The 13,768-nt window shown below is 71.7% G+C and carries 14 protein-coding genes and 1 pseudogene; 10 read left to right on the top strand and 5 right to left on the bottom strand.

Annotated elements, in window-relative coordinates; all coding sequences use genetic code 11:
• Positions 1 to 6 precede the first annotated feature (6 nt).
• Positions 7 to 894, bottom strand: a complete 888-nt coding sequence (locus tag ABD269_RS26340) for an alpha/beta fold hydrolase (RefSeq protein WP_344121665.1) — start codon at positions 892 to 894, stop codon at positions 7 to 9.
• A gap of 229 nt (positions 895 to 1,123) precedes the next feature.
• On the opposite strand from ABD269_RS26340, the pseudogene ABD269_RS26335 reads away from it, so the two are divergent.
• The 4 genes and pseudogenes from ABD269_RS26335 to ABD269_RS26320 form a co-directional block, all read left to right on the top strand.
• A pseudogene (locus ABD269_RS26335) lies at positions 1,124 to 1,921 on the top strand (alpha/beta fold hydrolase); the annotation flags it as partial.
• 78 nt (positions 1,922 to 1,999) lie between these two features.
• Positions 2,000 to 3,055, top strand: coding sequence for a carboxymuconolactone decarboxylase family protein (locus ABD269_RS35430; RefSeq protein ID WP_425572991.1), 1,056 nt, complete (start codon positions 2,000 to 2,002; stop codon positions 3,053 to 3,055).
• Between the two features lie 36 nt (positions 3,056 to 3,091).
• Positions 3,092 to 3,733 carry an MBL fold metallo-hydrolase gene (locus ABD269_RS26325; RefSeq protein ID WP_301891487.1) on the top strand — a complete coding sequence of 214 codons (642 nt, stop codon included), beginning with the start codon at positions 3,092 to 3,094 and terminating at the stop codon, positions 3,731 to 3,733.
• Between the two features lie 31 nt (positions 3,734 to 3,764).
• Entirely contained in the window at positions 3,765 to 4,544 is a 780-nt protein-coding gene (locus tag ABD269_RS26320) for an exodeoxyribonuclease III (protein ID WP_344121662.1), read from the top strand.
• Between the two features lie 29 nt (positions 4,545 to 4,573).
• On the opposite strand, the gene ABD269_RS26315 is transcribed toward ABD269_RS26320, so the two are convergent.
• Positions 4,574 to 6,409, bottom strand: a complete 1,836-nt coding sequence (locus tag ABD269_RS26315) for an SGNH/GDSL hydrolase family protein (protein WP_344122085.1) — start codon at positions 6,407 to 6,409, stop codon at positions 4,574 to 4,576.
• Positions 6,410 to 6,557: 148 nt separating this feature from the next.
• On the opposite strand from ABD269_RS26315, the gene ABD269_RS26310 reads away from it, so the two are divergent.
• Positions 6,558 to 6,998 carry a DUF6278 family protein gene (locus ABD269_RS26310; RefSeq protein WP_116214559.1) on the top strand — a complete coding sequence of 147 codons (441 nt, stop codon included), beginning with the start codon at positions 6,558 to 6,560 and terminating at the stop codon, positions 6,996 to 6,998.
• 18 nt (positions 6,999 to 7,016) lie between these two features.
• On the opposite strand, the gene ABD269_RS26305 is transcribed toward ABD269_RS26310, so the two are convergent.
• On the bottom strand, positions 7,017 to 7,763 hold the full coding sequence (locus ABD269_RS26305) for a GntR family transcriptional regulator (RefSeq protein ID WP_301891485.1): 747 nt from the start codon (positions 7,761 to 7,763) through the stop codon (positions 7,017 to 7,019).
• 218 nt (positions 7,764 to 7,981) lie between these two features.
• On the opposite strand from ABD269_RS26305, the gene ABD269_RS26300 reads away from it, so the two are divergent.
• The 5 genes from ABD269_RS26300 to ABD269_RS26280 are packed head-to-tail and all read left to right on the top strand — an operon-like array spanning position 7,982 to position 12,235.
• Complete coding sequence (locus ABD269_RS26300; RefSeq protein ID WP_344121659.1) at positions 7,982 to 8,725, top strand: amino acid ABC transporter ATP-binding protein; 744 nt, start codon at positions 7,982 to 7,984, stop codon at positions 8,723 to 8,725.
• A gap of 20 nt (positions 8,726 to 8,745) precedes the next feature.
• Positions 8,746 to 9,666 carry a glutamate ABC transporter substrate-binding protein gene (locus ABD269_RS26295; RefSeq protein ID WP_344122083.1) on the top strand — a complete coding sequence of 307 codons (921 nt, stop codon included), beginning with the start codon at positions 8,746 to 8,748 and terminating at the stop codon, positions 9,664 to 9,666.
• The gene (locus tag ABD269_RS26290) at positions 9,663 to 10,307 is read left to right on the top strand and encodes an amino acid ABC transporter permease (protein ID WP_301891483.1); all 645 of its coding nucleotides are present in this window, start codon (positions 9,663 to 9,665) and stop codon (positions 10,305 to 10,307) included. The genes ABD269_RS26295 and ABD269_RS26290 overlap by 4 nt, the downstream gene beginning before the upstream one ends.
• Entirely contained in the window at positions 10,304 to 11,170 is an 867-nt protein-coding gene (locus tag ABD269_RS26285) for an amino acid ABC transporter permease (RefSeq protein ID WP_344121656.1), read from the top strand. The genes ABD269_RS26290 and ABD269_RS26285 overlap by 4 nt, the downstream gene beginning before the upstream one ends.
• Positions 11,171 to 11,218: 48 nt before the next feature.
• Entirely contained in the window at positions 11,219 to 12,235 is a 1,017-nt protein-coding gene (locus ABD269_RS26280) for an aldo/keto reductase family protein (protein WP_344121654.1), read from the top strand.
• Between the two features lie 72 nt (positions 12,236 to 12,307).
• Here the strand turns inward: ABD269_RS26280 and ABD269_RS26275 are convergent, their stop codons facing one another.
• A complete protein-coding gene (locus ABD269_RS26275) occupies positions 12,308 to 13,504 on the bottom strand; it encodes a cytochrome P450 (protein ID WP_301891480.1) in 1,197 nt (398 codons plus the stop codon).
• On the bottom strand, positions 13,501 to 13,731 hold the full coding sequence (locus ABD269_RS26270) for an MbtH family protein (RefSeq protein WP_301891479.1): 231 nt from the start codon (positions 13,729 to 13,731) through the stop codon (positions 13,501 to 13,503). Before ABD269_RS26270 ends, ABD269_RS26275 begins: the two co-directional genes overlap by 4 nt.
• Positions 13,732 to 13,768 lie beyond the last annotated feature (37 nt).

Here is a 13,768-nt window from a genome sequence, read left to right as displayed (position 1 = left end):
GGGTGTTCAGCGAGAGCGGGAGAACAGCTCGCGAGCGGCCTTCGCCACCAGGTCGGGGCGTTCCTCGTGGAGGTAGTGCCCGCACTCGGCGACCACTTCGATCCGCAGGTCGTCCGCGTGCCGCTCGCCGCCCGACAGGACGCTCGGCGGCAGCATGAAGTCCTCGGCACCCGCCATGACCACTGTCGGTGTGGTGAGCCGGAGCTTCTTGAACCGGCCCAGGACCAGTTTGGCGATGTCCCGCAGTGCGAACGCCCGGTGCAGGGCTTCCCCCGCCCGCGCCCGCGCGGGTTCGCTGCTGGAGCGGAGGAACTCGGCCATCGCGGACGGCTCCCACGCGCCCTTCCGCGCGACGCCCTTGCGCATGAGATAGCGGGTGAAGGCCGGCCGGTGGTGCAGCACCCAGCGGCCGAGCAGGGGCTGCTCCAACAGTGCGGTGTACCAGAACCGCCATGCGTGCGGCATCAGCCTCCGGTGAAGCGGCCAGGGATGGAGCATGTTGAGGGCGAGGAAGTGGGTGAACCTCTCAGGTGCTCGCATGCAGAGGTGGAAGCCTGTCCAGGCGCCCCAGTCGTGGGCGAGGAGCGCGGCCCGCTCCAGGCCGAGGGCGTCCATCACGGCGAGCACGTCGGCCACCCGGCTGTCGGTGTCGTAGCCCCGGGTCGGGGCGTCGGACCAGCCGAATCCCCTCAGGTCGACGCAGATCAGCCGGTATTCCCCGGACAGCAGCGGGATCAGCCGCCGCCAGCCGTACCAGTGCTGGGGGAACCCGTGCAGCAGGAGCACCGGTTCTCCCGAGCCGGCTTCGGCGATGTGCAGCCGCACCCCCCGCGCCTCGATGTGGTGATGACTGACGCCTGCCAGTTCCGGCATCGGCGGCGTGGTGTTCGACATGGCGACTCCCGGTGAGCGGTCGGGTCGGTGAGTGGTCGGGTCCAGTCGCTGTGTCAGGAGGCGCCGGCCTCGTCAAACGTTCCCCTCACTTGGAGCGGCGAGGGATTCGGCCCGCACCGGACGACGAAGAAGCGGTACGTGAAGCCGGGGATGGATGTTCTTCGTCCGGCGGCGGAAGCCTGGGGTGGCCTGGGTGGGGGCCCGGACCCCTGTCGGTGAGATCTGTGAGATGTGGGAGCGTGAGGGGGTGAGTAAGACGAAGGCTGAAACCCTGCAATACCGCTCCGACGGGCCAGAAGACGCTCCGGTCCTGGTCCTGGGGCCCGCGCTGGGTACCACATGGCATATGTGGGACCGGCAGATACCGGAGCTGACCCGCCACTGGCGGGTCCTCCGCTTCGATCTGCCCGGTCACGGCGGCGCGCCCGCCGAGCCCGCACCGGCCGTCGGGGAGCTCACCGACCGGCTTCTCGCCACGCTCGACGGCCTCGGTGTCGACCGCTTCGGGTACGCGGGCTGCTCCATCGGCGGCGCGATGGGTGCCGACCTCGCTCTGCGCCACCCGCACCGGCTCGCCGCGCTCGCCCTGATCGCCGCCTCCGCCCGCTCCGGCACGGCCGATTCCTGGCACCAGCGCGGCAACACCGTCCGTACGAGCGGTATGGACCCCATCGCCCGGTCGGCGCCGGAGAGCTGGTTCACCCCGAACTTCGCGGCCGCCCAGCCCGCCATCGTGGACTGGGCCGTGCAGATGGTCAGCACCACCGACCCCGGCTGCTACGTCGCCGCCTGTGATGCGCTGGCCGCCTTCGACGTGCGCGCCGAGCTGGGCCGGATCGGCGTGCCCGCGCTGGTGCTCGTCGGTGCGGAGGACCAGGTGACGCCGCCCGCCGACGCCCGGGTCCTGGTCGCGGGCATCCACGACGCGCGGCTCGCGGTCGTCCCCGGCGCGTCCCACCTCGCACCGGTCGAGGCACCCGCGGCCGTCACGGACCTGCTGGTCCGCCACTTCACGACGGCCTGGCAGCTGTCCACGCAGCAGGGCCTGACCCCGGTCACCTCACCGACGCCGCCGAACCGGACCGCATCACCCGCGCAGGGCCCCATGCCGGGGCAGGCGTTCGGCCCCGCGCCGGGTTCGGAGACGGGGCACGCGGGTGCGGCGCCGGGCCAGGCCCCAGGCAGCGCCGCGGGCGGGGCCTTCGGCCACCTGCCGGGCCGGGCCACCGGCCCCGGTGGTCTGCCGCCGGGTCCCGCCCCGGCGCCGCAGCCGGGACCCTCGGCCGGTCACGCGCCGGGCTTCCCGGGGCACGGCTCGGAGGCGGGCGTGGCATCGGGCCAGGCCGGGGACCACCGGCTGTCGGTTCCGGGGCCGGGGTCCGGTCACGCTCCGGGCTCGGATCCGGGTCGGTCGGCCGGTCACGGGCCGGGCTTTCCCGGGAACGGTCCGGGCGTGGTGCCCGGGCAGGTGGAGGGGCGGACCGCGGGACAGATGCCGGGCGCGGTGGCCGATCATGCCGTGGCCGATCACGTCGTGGGCCACGCCCCGGGGCAGAGCTTCGGCCGGCCCCCGGGTTCGGGCCACGCCCCGGGTGAGGCCCCCGGCCACCTGCCGGGCCCCGTCTCGGGGTACGGGTTCCCGCCCGTCCAGCAGTCCGCCGTCACGCCGGGTGCCGGCGCCCCCGCGCCCGTACCGCCTGTGACCGGCGGGTTCGGGCCGCCGCCCGTCCTGGAGCCGGAAGCCGCCGGCGCGGCCGCCCCGGGTCCGGACCACCCGGACCCGGACCCGTACGGGCGCGGCATGCGGATCCGGCGCGAGGTCCTGGGCGACGCCCACGTGGACGCCGCCGAAGCGGCCAAGGACGAGCTCACCGGCGACTACGAGGACTTCGTCACCCGCTACGCGTGGGGCGGGGCCTGGGACCGGCCCGGGCTCGACCGCCGGACCCGTGCCCTGATCACCCTGACCGCCCTCACCGCGGGCGGGCACCTCGACGACCTCGCTGTGCACACGCGCGCTGCGCTGCGTTGCGGCCTCACCCCGGACGACATCAAGGAAACGCTTCTGCACACCGCCGTCTACTGCGGTGTCCCCGCCGCGGGCGCCGCCTTCCAGGTCGCGCGACGCGTCATCGCGGAGGAATCGGCTCCTCCCGCGTAGCGCGGCGTAGCAGTGTGGCGTAGCAGTATGGGGATCATGAAGCTGACGAAGAAGAGCCACGCGTGCGTCCGTCTGGAGAAGGACGGGCGCACGCTCGTCATCGATCCCGGTGCCTTCAGCGAGGAGGACGCGGCCGTCGGCGCGGACGCGATCCTCATCACCCACGAGCACCCCGACCACTTCCACGAGGACCGGCTGCGGGCCGCCCTGGACGCCAACCCGGCGGCCGAGCTGTGGACGCTGCGCAGCGTCGCCGAGCAGGTCTCGGCGGCCTTCCCCGGCCGGGTGCACACTATCGGCGAGGGGGACACCTTCACCGCGGCCGGATTCGAGGTGGAGGTGCACGGGCAGCTGCACGCCGTGATCCACCCGGACATCGCGCGCATCACCAACGTGGGCTACCTCGTGGACGGTTCGGTCTTCCACCCCGGGGACGCGCTCACCGTGCCCGGCCGGCCCGTCGACACCCTGATGGTCCCGGTCATGGCCCCGTGGAACAAGGTCTCCGAAGTCATCGACTACCTGCGAGAGGTCAACCCGCGGCGCGCCATCGACATCCACGACGCGCTGCTCACCGACCTGGCCCGGCCGGTCTACGACCGGATGCTCGGTCCCGACGGGCCCGGCGTGGGCACGGACCACACCCGGCTCGCGCCCGGCGAGACCGTCACGCTCTGACACTGTCACACCCGGCCGTTAGGGTTGGCCCATGCGCATCGCCACCTGGAACGTGAACTCGATCACCGCCCGTCTCCCGCGGCTGCTGGCCTGGCTGGAGAGCAGCGGCACGGACGTGCTGTGCATACAGGAGACGAAGTGCGCGGAGGACGCCTTCCCCTTCGACGAGCTCCGCGAGCTCGGCTATGAGGCCGCGGTCAACGCCACCGGCCGGTGGAACGGGGTGGCCCTGCTCTCCCGCGTCGGCCTGGAGGACGTGGCCAGCGGCCTGCCCGGCGGCCCCGACTACGACGGAGCGCAGGAGCCCCGGGCGATCTCCGCGACCTGCGGGGGCGCCCGCCTCTGGTCGGTCTATGTGCCCAACGGCCGCGAGGTGGGCCACGACCACTACGCGTACAAGCTGCGCTGGCTGGAGGCGCTGCGCGACGCCGTCGCCGCGGACGCCGAAGCGCAGCGGCCGTTCGCGGTGCTCGGCGACTTCAACATCGCGCCGACCGACGAGGACGTCTTCGACCCCGCGGTCTTCGAGGGGGCCACGCACGTCACCCCCGCCGAGCGCGCCGCTCTGGCCGCCCTGCGCGACATCGGCCTGTCCGACGTCGTGCCCCGCCCCCTGAAGTACGACCACCCGTACACGTACTGGGACTACCGCCAGCTCTCCTTCCCCAAGAACAAGGGCATGCGCATCGACCTCGTCTACGGCAACGCCCCCTTCGGCGAGGCGTTCAAGGACGCCTATGTCGACCGAGAGGAGCGCAAGGGCAAGGGCGCCTCGGACCATGCCCCGGTCGTCGTCGACCTGGAGATCTGAGGTCCGGGCGCCCCGCCCCGCGCGGCGCGTCAGATCAGCTTGCGCAGGTCGACCGAGTCGGCGAAGGCCCGCATCCCGGCGTCATTGGGGTGCAGGTGGTCGCCGCCGTCGAAGGCCGGCAGCATCCGGTCGGGCTGCCGGGGGTCGCGGATCGCGGCGTCGAAGTCGAGCACCGCGTCGTACGCCCCGCCGTTCGCCCGGATGTGCCGGTTGATGGCGGTGCGCTGCGCCTCGGCGTTCGCCGTGCAGTCGTAGAAGCCGCCGCAGGGCGCGATGGTCGCGGCGACGAACCGCATGCCGCGCTCGTGCGCCCGCGCCGCCATGGCCCGCAGCGCCGGGATCACCTGCGCGGCTGTGGTGCCCGCCCGGATGTCGTTGACCCCCTCGAAGACGACGACCGTACGGGCCGAGGTCTGCGCCAGGACGTCGCGCTCCAGCCGGTGGCCCGCGCTGACCCCGCTCAGGATCGTGCTCGTGTTGTCGCCCGGATAGCGGTCGGTCACGACCTGGTTGCCGGAGATGCCCTCGTTGAGCACCCCGAACTTCGGCACCGAGTGCTGGCCGCGCAGCCGCCGCCCCAGCAGGTCCGGCCAGCGCCCGTTGGCGCCCGGCGTCGACCGCTCGCCGTCGGTGATCGAGTCCCCGAGCGTCACCACGGACCCCGCCCCGTCACCGACGTCCACGCCCGTCAGCAGCGGCCAGGAGTCGAGCTTCGCGGAGTACGCGCCCGCGCCGCGCTCGCCAGTGCGGTCACCGGCTCCGTCGGCCGTCAGATAGGACATCGAGTTGGTGTAGCTGTGCACGGGCAGCGCCCGGACCGTGCCCGGCAGGTGGATGCTCACCAGCAGGTCGGCGCCCTCGGGCACCCGGAACCCCAGCGGGTCGCTGAACTGCTGGGCGCCCGCGGGCAGTTCCGTACCGGGCCGCCCGTCGAAGGTCAGCGCCCGGGGCGGGCCGGCCGCCGCCGCGCCGCGCCCCTGGAGGGCCACCGTGGCGTGCCCGATGCGGACCGGGCGCGGCGCGAAAGTGTTCTCCAGCCGGATCCTGGTCCGCGGCCCGCCCGCGCTGCCGTGCACGACCAGCCGCAGCGTCCGGTCGGTCCACGGTCCCACCGCGGCGTAACCCGAAGGTGAAGCAGCCCAACTGCCGGTCCACCCGTTCGTGGGACCCCGCAACGCCATCGAGAACACGTGCAGCGCGGTGTTCCGCCCCGGCTCCTGCGGCAGCACGACCGACTCGACCTCGCGGCCGCGCGCGACCGGCACCGTCACCGCGTACAGCCGCGCGGTCTCCGCCCGTTGGCCCGTGGGGGTGTTCAGATGGGGGAGTCCGACGGCCTTCGTCGTCAGGGGGCCGCGCCGCCAGTCGGGCGCGGTCAGCCGGTAGGTGCTGCGGGAGCCGTCGCTGTAACGGATAGTCCCCGTGCCGGTGACGTCCCCGCCCGGCGCGCCCTCGGTGGTGCCCGCGACGAGGAAGGAGAGCGCCTCCCCGCTGCCGCGGAGCCGCACGCTCTGGCCCGCGGCCCGTACGTTGTCCGGCTGACCTGCGGCGGAGCGCGGCCAGTGGAGCACGGAGCGGTCGATGGTGAGGGTGCGGCCCGGACTCCAGCCGGCGGCGGAAAGGTCCTGGGCCGACAGGGCGTTGCCCGCGTCGTCGAAGTCGGCGTCGCCCGGCCGGGTGTTCCCGCCCGTCGCCGTGTTGTCGAAGAGCCGCTCCAGAGGGAGCGGCTCTCTTTCGCGCTGCGCGGTGTCGGCGAGCGCCGGGGTGTTCGCTGCGGCAATGGCGCAGACGGCGCCCGCCGCGACGACCCCGGCCGCCGTCCACCGTCTGTGCCGTACCCCGCCGAGCCTCGATGTCCGGAGCATGTGAGTCATGCCTCCCAGCGTTCCCCGCTCTGAATGTGGCGGGATGAAGCTAAGGAGACACCTGGGGAACGTCAAGGAGGCCAACCGGCCACGTCGGGCGCCGCGCGCCTGTGGTGAGGCCATCCGTGCGAGTGCGATCCTTGCCGGTATGAACATTCCCTTCTTGGACAGTTGGCGCAAGCGGCACGCCCCGGCGCACGGGGTGGCGCTGGCGGACGCGGTCGACAGGGACCCGGAGGGCCTGGCCGAGCTGCTGTCGGAATGCGAACTGCTGCGCGCGCACGCGCAGTCGGCGGGGGTCGCCCTCGACGACTCGCCGACGTCCCTGGAGGCGCTGGACCAGCTCCAGCCGCGCTGGCGCGAGGACCCCGAGCTGCTGCCGTGGCTGGGCAACGACGCGGGGCTGTATCTGGGCACGGTCGTCGTGCGCACGGTCGAGGGGGCGGGCTGGTGGATCCGCTCCGACGGCCAGCCGGTCGTCCGGCTCGCCAACGGGCGGGAGATCGACGTGGTCGAGGCGGGCCAGGGCTGGGCGGCCGACGGCGCTCCCGAGCTGTCCCAGCTCTACGGAGAGCTGGCGGAGAACTGACGGCCCCGCCGCGGGGCTTCAGTTGACGAAGGGGATGTCGTACTCCAGCCGCCAGCGGTCGGCGCGGACGACGATGTCGGAGGTCTCCACCGCCCGGCCGTCCCCGTCGAAGTGGGTGCGCTCGATGACGGTGACGCACTGCCCGGCCGCGCAGCCGAGCGCCTCCGCCTCCGGTGTCGTCGCCGGGCGCGAGCCGACCAGCTCCTGTGCCCGCACGACCCGGATGCCGATGGCCGCCAGCCTGCCGCGCACGCCGCGCCGGGCGTAGGGCCCGCGCTCGGGCAGCACCACGTCGGTGCCCTCGGTGATGGCGAGCGGCTCCCAGCTGGTGGCGAGCTGCACGGGGTGGCGGTTGGCGAGGTACTCGTACTGCGTGCACAGCACCCGCTCGCCCGGCCCGATCCGCAGCCGCTCGGCGACCCGGTCCGAGGCGGCCGCCTCGCTGGACGACGCCTCCCAGGTCAGGGCCGTGTCCCGGGCCGTCATCCGGGCGGCGAACGGGGAGTCGACCGCGCCGGTCGAGCGCAGCAGGCTGCCGAGCGGCACCCGGTCGGTGACGAAGACCCCCCGCCCGAACTGGCCCTCCGCATACCCCGCGGCCTTCAGGACGCGCACCGCGCGGTCCACGGTCTGGTCGCTGGCCGCGTACGCGCGCTTGAGCTCGGACCGCGAGGGGATGCGGTCCCCCACGGCGAGCCCGCCCTCGTCGATGCGGCGGCGCAGATCGTCCGCGATGCGCTGGTAGACGGGCCTGCTGTCGCCCACCGTCGGCTCCTTCCCCCTGGTGCCCTCCGACGGTGTACAGGCTAGGTACCCAGGCCGGTCTGCGTACCTAGGCCACGGCGGTCGGCGACCCGGCGGGGGCCGGGGCGCGGCTCCGGGTGAAACACCCACATGCGGGTGTTATTCCGGCAAACCGCCCGCAAGGGCGGTAATGTGCGCCGACAGCGTGTGTCCAGCGCGGGACAGCGAGAGGGCTGGGTATGGCCGTCGATCCTCTGATCGAACTGCGGAACGTCAACAAGCACTACGGGAAGCTGCACGTCCTCAAGGACATCGACCTGACCGTCGGCCGGGGCGAGGTGGTCGTGGTCATCGGCCCCTCGGGCTCCGGGAAGTCCACCCTCTGCCGGACCATCAACCGCCTCGAACCCGTGGAGTCCGGCACCATCACCCTCGACGGCCACCCGCTGCCCGACGAGGGCCGGGAGCTGGCCCGGCTGCGCGCCGAGGTCGGGATGGTCTTCCAGTCCTTCAACCTCTTCGCCCACAAGACCGTGCTCGCCAATGTCTCCCTGGCCCAGATCAAGGTCCGCAAGCGCGGCAAGGAGGAGGCGGACAAGCGCTCCCGCGAACTGCTGGAGCGCGTCGGCCTGCTCGCCCACGCCGAGAAGTACCCCGCCCAGCTCTCCGGCGGCCAGCAGCAGCGGGTGGCCATCGCCCGCGCCCTCGCGATGGACCCCAAGGCGCTCCTCTTCGACGAGCCGACGTCGGCGCTCGACCCGGAGATGATCAATGAGGTGCTGGAGGTCATGCAGCAGCTCGCGCGGGACGGCATGACGATGGTCGTCGTCACCCACGAGATGGGCTTCGCGCGCTCCGCCGCCAACCGCGTCGTCTTCATGGCGGACGGCCGCATCGTCGAGGACCGCACCCCGGAGGAGTTCTTCACCGCCCCCGAGAGCGACCGGGCCAAGGACTTCCTCTCCAAGATCCTCAAGCACTGAGAGGGCTGGTGAACGCGCCGATGCCGAGCCGTACGCGCCGCGCTGCCGCGGCCCTCGCCCTCGCCGCCCTCGCCCTGCTCGCCGCAGCCTGCGGCAAGGAGGGCAGCCCGCCCGTCAAGGGGCCCAAGCCCGACCAGCTGCCCGTCTACCACGTGGACACCGGCTTCCGGCTGCCCGACTCCGCCACCTGGCGGGCCGCGAAGAGCCGCGGCCACCTCGTCGTCGGCGCCAAGGAGGACCAGCCCTACCTCGGCGAGAAGGACCCCGCGACCGGCGTCTACTCCGGCTACGACATCGAGATCGCCAAGATGATGTCGGCCTCCCTGGGCTTCGACCCGAAGACCATTCGCTTCCGCACCATCGCCTCCGCCAACCGCGAAACCGCCCTCCAGAACGGCCAGATCGACTACTACGTCGGCACCTACACCATCAACGACCTACGCAAACGGCAGGTCGGCTTCGCCGGGCCCTACTACATCGCCGGGCAGTCGCTGCTGGTGCGCAAGGACGAGAAGGGCATCGAGGGGCCGCAGGACCTGGCCGGCAAGAAGGTCTGCTCCGCGGCCGGTTCCACACCGCTCCAGCGCATCCAGCGCGACTACCCCAAGGCCATCGCCGTCGCCTACGACACCTACTCGATCTGCGTGGACAACCTCCTCAGCCTCCAGGTGGACGCCGTCACCACCGACGACACCATCCTCATGGGCTTCGCCGCCAAGGCGCCCGACGAGCTGAGGATCGCCGGGAAGCCGTTCTCCAAGGAGCCCTACGGCATCGGCGTGCCCCGCGGGGACAACGCCCTGCGCTTCGCCCTCGACGACGCCATCGAGGCGCACGAGAAGAACGGCGACTGGAAGAAGGCGTACGACGCGACCCTCGGCCTGTCCGGGGTGCCGGCCCCCAAGCCCCCGGCCGTCGACCGCTACGGGAGCCCGTCATGAACGTCCTGACCGACAACTGGTCCCTCTACGGCAAGGGGCTGCTCGGCACCGTCGAACTCACCGTCTACGCCTCCCTGCTCGCGCTCGTCCTCGGCTTCGTGATGGCCTCCTTCCGCGTCGCCCCCGTCGGCTCGCTGCGCGTCCTCGGCACGGTGTGGGTGGCGGTGCTGCGCAACACCCCGCTCACCCTGCTGTTCTTCGCGGTGCTGCTCGGCCTGCCGCGGTTCGGCGTCGTCCTGCCCTTCCAGCTCTTCGCAGTTCTCGCCCTCGGCTGCTACACCTCGGCCTTCATCTGCGAGGCCGTGCGCTCCGGCATCAATACCGTGCCGACCGGCCAGGGCGAGGCCGCCCGCAGCCTCGGGATGACCTTCACGCAGACGCTGGGCGCCATCGTGCTGCCGCAGGCGTTCCGCTCCGTCATCCCGCCGGTCGGCTCGACGCTCATCGCGCTCGCCAAGAACTCCGCGATCGCCGGTTCGTTCAGCGTCACCGAGCTGCTCGGCACCTACAAGACCCTCAACGAGCTGGGCTACAGCATCATCTGGTCCTTCGTCTGGATCGCCGTCGGCTATCTGATCGTGACCCTGACCATCAGCGCGCTCTTCAACGTGCTGGAGAAGCGCTGGGGAGTCGCCCGATGACCACGACCGCGCTCTACGACGTCCCCGGGCCGCAGGCCCGGCGGCGGCACCTGATCTACGGCGTCGCGGCGACCGCCGTGATCCTCGGCCTCCTCGCCTGGTTCGTGTATCTCCTCTTCGACACCCACCAGTTCACGGCGCAGAAGTGGGATCCCTTCACCTACAAGGGCATCCAGGAACTGCTGCTGCGCGGCCTCGGCAACACCCTGAAGGCCTTCGCCTTCGCCGCCGTGCTCTCCCTGGCCCTCGGCGGGGTGCTCGCCACGGCCCGGCTCTCCGAGCACCGGCCGGTGCGCTGGATCGCCACCCTGCTCGTGGAGTTCTTCCGCGCGATGCCGGTGCTGGTCATGATCTTCTTCGTCTTCGTCGCCCTCAAGGTGCAGCCGCTGCCCGCCCTCGTCACCGGACTGACGCTCTACAACGGCTCGGTGCTCGCGGAGGTCTTCCGCACGGGCGTGAACTCCGTGGAGCGCGGCCAGCGGGAGGCGGCGTACTCCCTGGGCATGCACAAGACCCAGGTGATGACCTTCGTGCTGGTCCCGCAGGCCCTCCGGGCGATGCTGCCGACGATCATCAGCCAGCTGGTCGTGGCCCTGAAGGACACCTCGCTGGGCTTCCTCATCACCTACGAGGAGTTCCTGCACGCGGGCAAGCTGATCGCCAGCAATCTCGACTACGGGCTCCCGTTCATCCCGGTCGTCATGATCATCTCGCCGATCTACATCGGGATGTGCATGATCCTCTCCTGGCTCGCCCACTGGGCCGCCAGACGGCAGCGCCGCAGCCCCAAGACCGAGGCCGTCGAGGTCGCCGACGCCGAGCCGGGGACGCTGCTGCCGGGCGCCGGAGCGCACCATCCGTGAATTCCCGTTCCCACCGGACGGGATCAACTCCGTTGCTAATGTGGGCTCATGGATTTCCGTCACCTGGGACGCAGCGGACTGATAGTCAGCCGGGTCGCCTACGGCAACTGGCTGACCCGGAGTTCTTCGAGAAGTGAGGAGACGGAACTCGCCTGTGTGCGGGCCGCGCTCGACGCCGGAATCACCACCTTCGACACCGCGGACGTCTATGCGGACGGCCTCGCCGAGGAATCCCTCGGCAGGGCGCTGAAAGGCGAGCGCCGGGAAGGGCTGGAGATCCTCACCAAGGTCTTCGCGCCCACCGGCCCGGGCCGCAACGACCTCGGCCTCTCCCGCAAACACATCCGTGAGTCCATCGACAACTCCCTGCGCCGGCTGGACACGGACCACGTCGACGTCTATCAGGCCCACCGCTTCGACCCCTCCACCCCGCTGGAGGAGACCATGGAGGCGTTCGCCGACGTGGTCCACGCGGGCAAGGCGCACTACATCGGGGTCTCCGAGTGGACCGCCGACCAGCTCAGGCGCGGGCACGCCCTGGCCCGGGAGCTGCGCATCTCGCTGATCTCCAGCCAGCCGCAGTACTCCGCGCTGTGGCGGGTGCCCGAGGGCGAGATCATGCCCGCCTGCGAGGAGCTGGGCGTCGGCCAGATCGTCTGGTCGCCACTGGCCCAGGGCGTCCTGACCGGGAAGTATCTGCCGGGGCGGCAGTGGCCGCAGGAGTCCCGGGCCCGGGACTCCAACGACGGCTCGCCCGTGCTGGCGCCCTGGCTCAAGGACGATGTCCTCGCCCGCGTCCAGCAGTTGCGGCCCGTCGCCGACGGCCTCGGTCTGACGATCGCTCAACTCTCCCTCGCCTGGGTGCTCCAGCACCCGAACGTCGCCTCCGCGGTGATCGGTGCCTCCCGCCCCGAGCAGATCGCCGACAACGCCAAGGCGGCCGGGATCCGCCTGGAGGCCGACGTCATGGCCGCGATCGACGCGGCCCTCGGCCCGGTGGTCAGCCGCGACCCGGGCGCCACCCGGGACAGCAGCCCCACGGCCCCCGACTGGCGCCTCGCCTGAGGCACATGAACGAAAAGGGGCCTCCTCGCGCCGGCGAGGAGGCCCCCTCTTTCCCCTGCTTCTACCCTGGCGTCACCAGAGGACCGGCAGCTCCAGCAGGCTCCGCACCTGCATGCCGTCCTTCCATTCCAGCGATTCCGCCGGAACCGCGCACCGCAGCTCGGGAAGCCGCCGCAGCAGCGAATCCAGCGCCACCTGCATTTCCAGCCGGGCGAGCGGCGCGCCCAGGCAGCGGTGGATTCCGTAACCGAATCCCAGATGCGGATTGTGCTCCCGCGTGAGGTCGAACCGGTCGGCATTCTCGAAGACCGATTCATCGCGGTTCGCGGACGGAATCGCGGGCAGTACGGATTCGCCCGCGCGCACCAGCGTCCCGCTCAGTTCGACGTCCTCCGTGGCATAGCGCGCGAAGGTCACATGGGAAATGAGCGGTACGAAGCGCATCAGCTCCTCGACCGTCCCGGGCATCAGCTCGGGCCTGTCCTTGAGCAGCCGGAGCTGTTCGGGGTGGGTGAACAGCACGTGCAGGGAGTCGATCAGCTGGGAGGAGACCGTCTCGTGCCCGGCGATCAGCAGCACGCTCGCCAGCTCCACGAGCTCCTTCTCGGAGAGCTTCTCCTCCTCGTCGCTGGCCTTGACCATGGCGCTGATGAGGTCGTCCTGCGGCTCCGCGCGCCTGCGCACCATCAGCTGCGCGATATAGCCGTGCAGCCGCTCGGTGTCCGCCTCGATCTCCTCCTCCGTCATCACCGTCGTGGCGGAGAAGGCGTCCAGCCAGCCGCGGAACTGCTCCCGGTCCTCGAAGGGCACGCCGAGCAGGTCGCACACGACGGTGCCCGCGAAGGGCACCGCGAAGCCCTCCATGAGGTCGCCCGGTGGGCCCTCGGCGATCAGCGCGTCGATCAGCCGGTCGGCCTCCTGCTCGATGCGCGGGCGCAGCAGCTCGACCCGGCGCATGGTGAAGACCTTGGCCAGGAGCCGGCGCAGCCGGGTGTGGTCGGGGGAGTCCATGCCCAGGATGCTGGTGTGGATGGGCAGCGGGGTCAGGCGGGACTCGTCGTGCTCGGCGGCCAGCGCCCGGCTGAACCGGGGGTCCGCGAGGATCGTCTTCATGTCCGCGTGCGAGGTGACCAGCCAGGCGTCTTCGCCGAAAGGGCAGCTGACCCGTACGACGGGTTCCTCGGCGCGCAGCTTCGCGTAGAGCGGGTCGACGTCCAGGGCGACCGCTTCGTTGAACGGGTAGCTGAGGGGCGCGCGTTCGTCCTTCATGCGGACCGCACCTCCGAGAGCCGCGACTGGTGCTCGACGAGGCTCTTGGGCCGCATGTCGGTCCAGTTCTCCTCGACGTAGGCGAGGCACTCCTGCCGGGTGGCGGGGCCGCGGACGGCCGTCCACCCGGCGGGGACAGTGGTGAAGGACGGCCATAAGGAGTGCTGTCCCTCGTCGTTGACCAGCACGAGGAAGGTGCCCTCGGTGTCGTCCCAGGGGTTGTTCACGATGTTCGGCCTTTCCGTGAAGGGGTGTGGAGGCGTG

This window comes from Streptomyces blastmyceticus, from assembly GCF_039521185.1.
Taxonomy (GTDB): Bacteria; Actinomycetota; Actinomycetes; order Streptomycetales; family Streptomycetaceae; genus Streptomyces; species Streptomyces blastmyceticus.
The sequence above is the reverse complement of the archived record's forward strand: the minus strand, read 5'-3'. Positions and strand labels throughout refer to the sequence as shown.

Bases quoted from the DNA above. Each gene is read 5' to 3' on its own strand.
- ABD269_RS26340 (WP_344121665.1), bottom strand. From the start codon at position 894: ATGTCGAACACCACGCCGCCGATGCCGGAACTGGCAGGCGTCAGTCAT.
- ABD269_RS35430 (WP_425572991.1), top strand. From the start codon at position 2,000: ATGCCGGGGCAGGCGTTCGGCCCCGCGCCGGGTTCGGAGACGGGGCAC.
- ABD269_RS26325 (WP_301891487.1), top strand. From the start codon at position 3,092: ATGAAGCTGACGAAGAAGAGCCACGCGTGCGTCCGTCTGGAGAAGGAC.
- ABD269_RS26320 (WP_344121662.1), top strand. From the start codon at position 3,765: ATGCGCATCGCCACCTGGAACGTGAACTCGATCACCGCCCGTCTCCCG.
- ABD269_RS26315 (WP_344122085.1), bottom strand. From the start codon at position 6,409: ATGCTCCGGACATCGAGGCTCGGCGGGGTACGGCACAGACGGTGGACG.
- ABD269_RS26310 (WP_116214559.1), top strand. From the start codon at position 6,558: ATGAACATTCCCTTCTTGGACAGTTGGCGCAAGCGGCACGCCCCGGCG.
- ABD269_RS26300 (WP_344121659.1), top strand. From the start codon at position 7,982: ATGGCCGTCGATCCTCTGATCGAACTGCGGAACGTCAACAAGCACTAC.
- ABD269_RS26295 (WP_344122083.1), top strand. From the start codon at position 8,746: ATGCCGAGCCGTACGCGCCGCGCTGCCGCGGCCCTCGCCCTCGCCGCC.
- ABD269_RS26290 (WP_301891483.1), top strand. From the start codon at position 9,663: ATGAACGTCCTGACCGACAACTGGTCCCTCTACGGCAAGGGGCTGCTC.
- ABD269_RS26285 (WP_344121656.1), top strand. From the start codon at position 10,304: ATGACCACGACCGCGCTCTACGACGTCCCCGGGCCGCAGGCCCGGCGG.
- ABD269_RS26280 (WP_344121654.1), top strand. From the start codon at position 11,219: ATGGATTTCCGTCACCTGGGACGCAGCGGACTGATAGTCAGCCGGGTC.
- ABD269_RS26275 (WP_301891480.1), bottom strand. From the start codon at position 13,504: ATGAAGGACGAACGCGCGCCCCTCAGCTACCCGTTCAACGAAGCGGTC.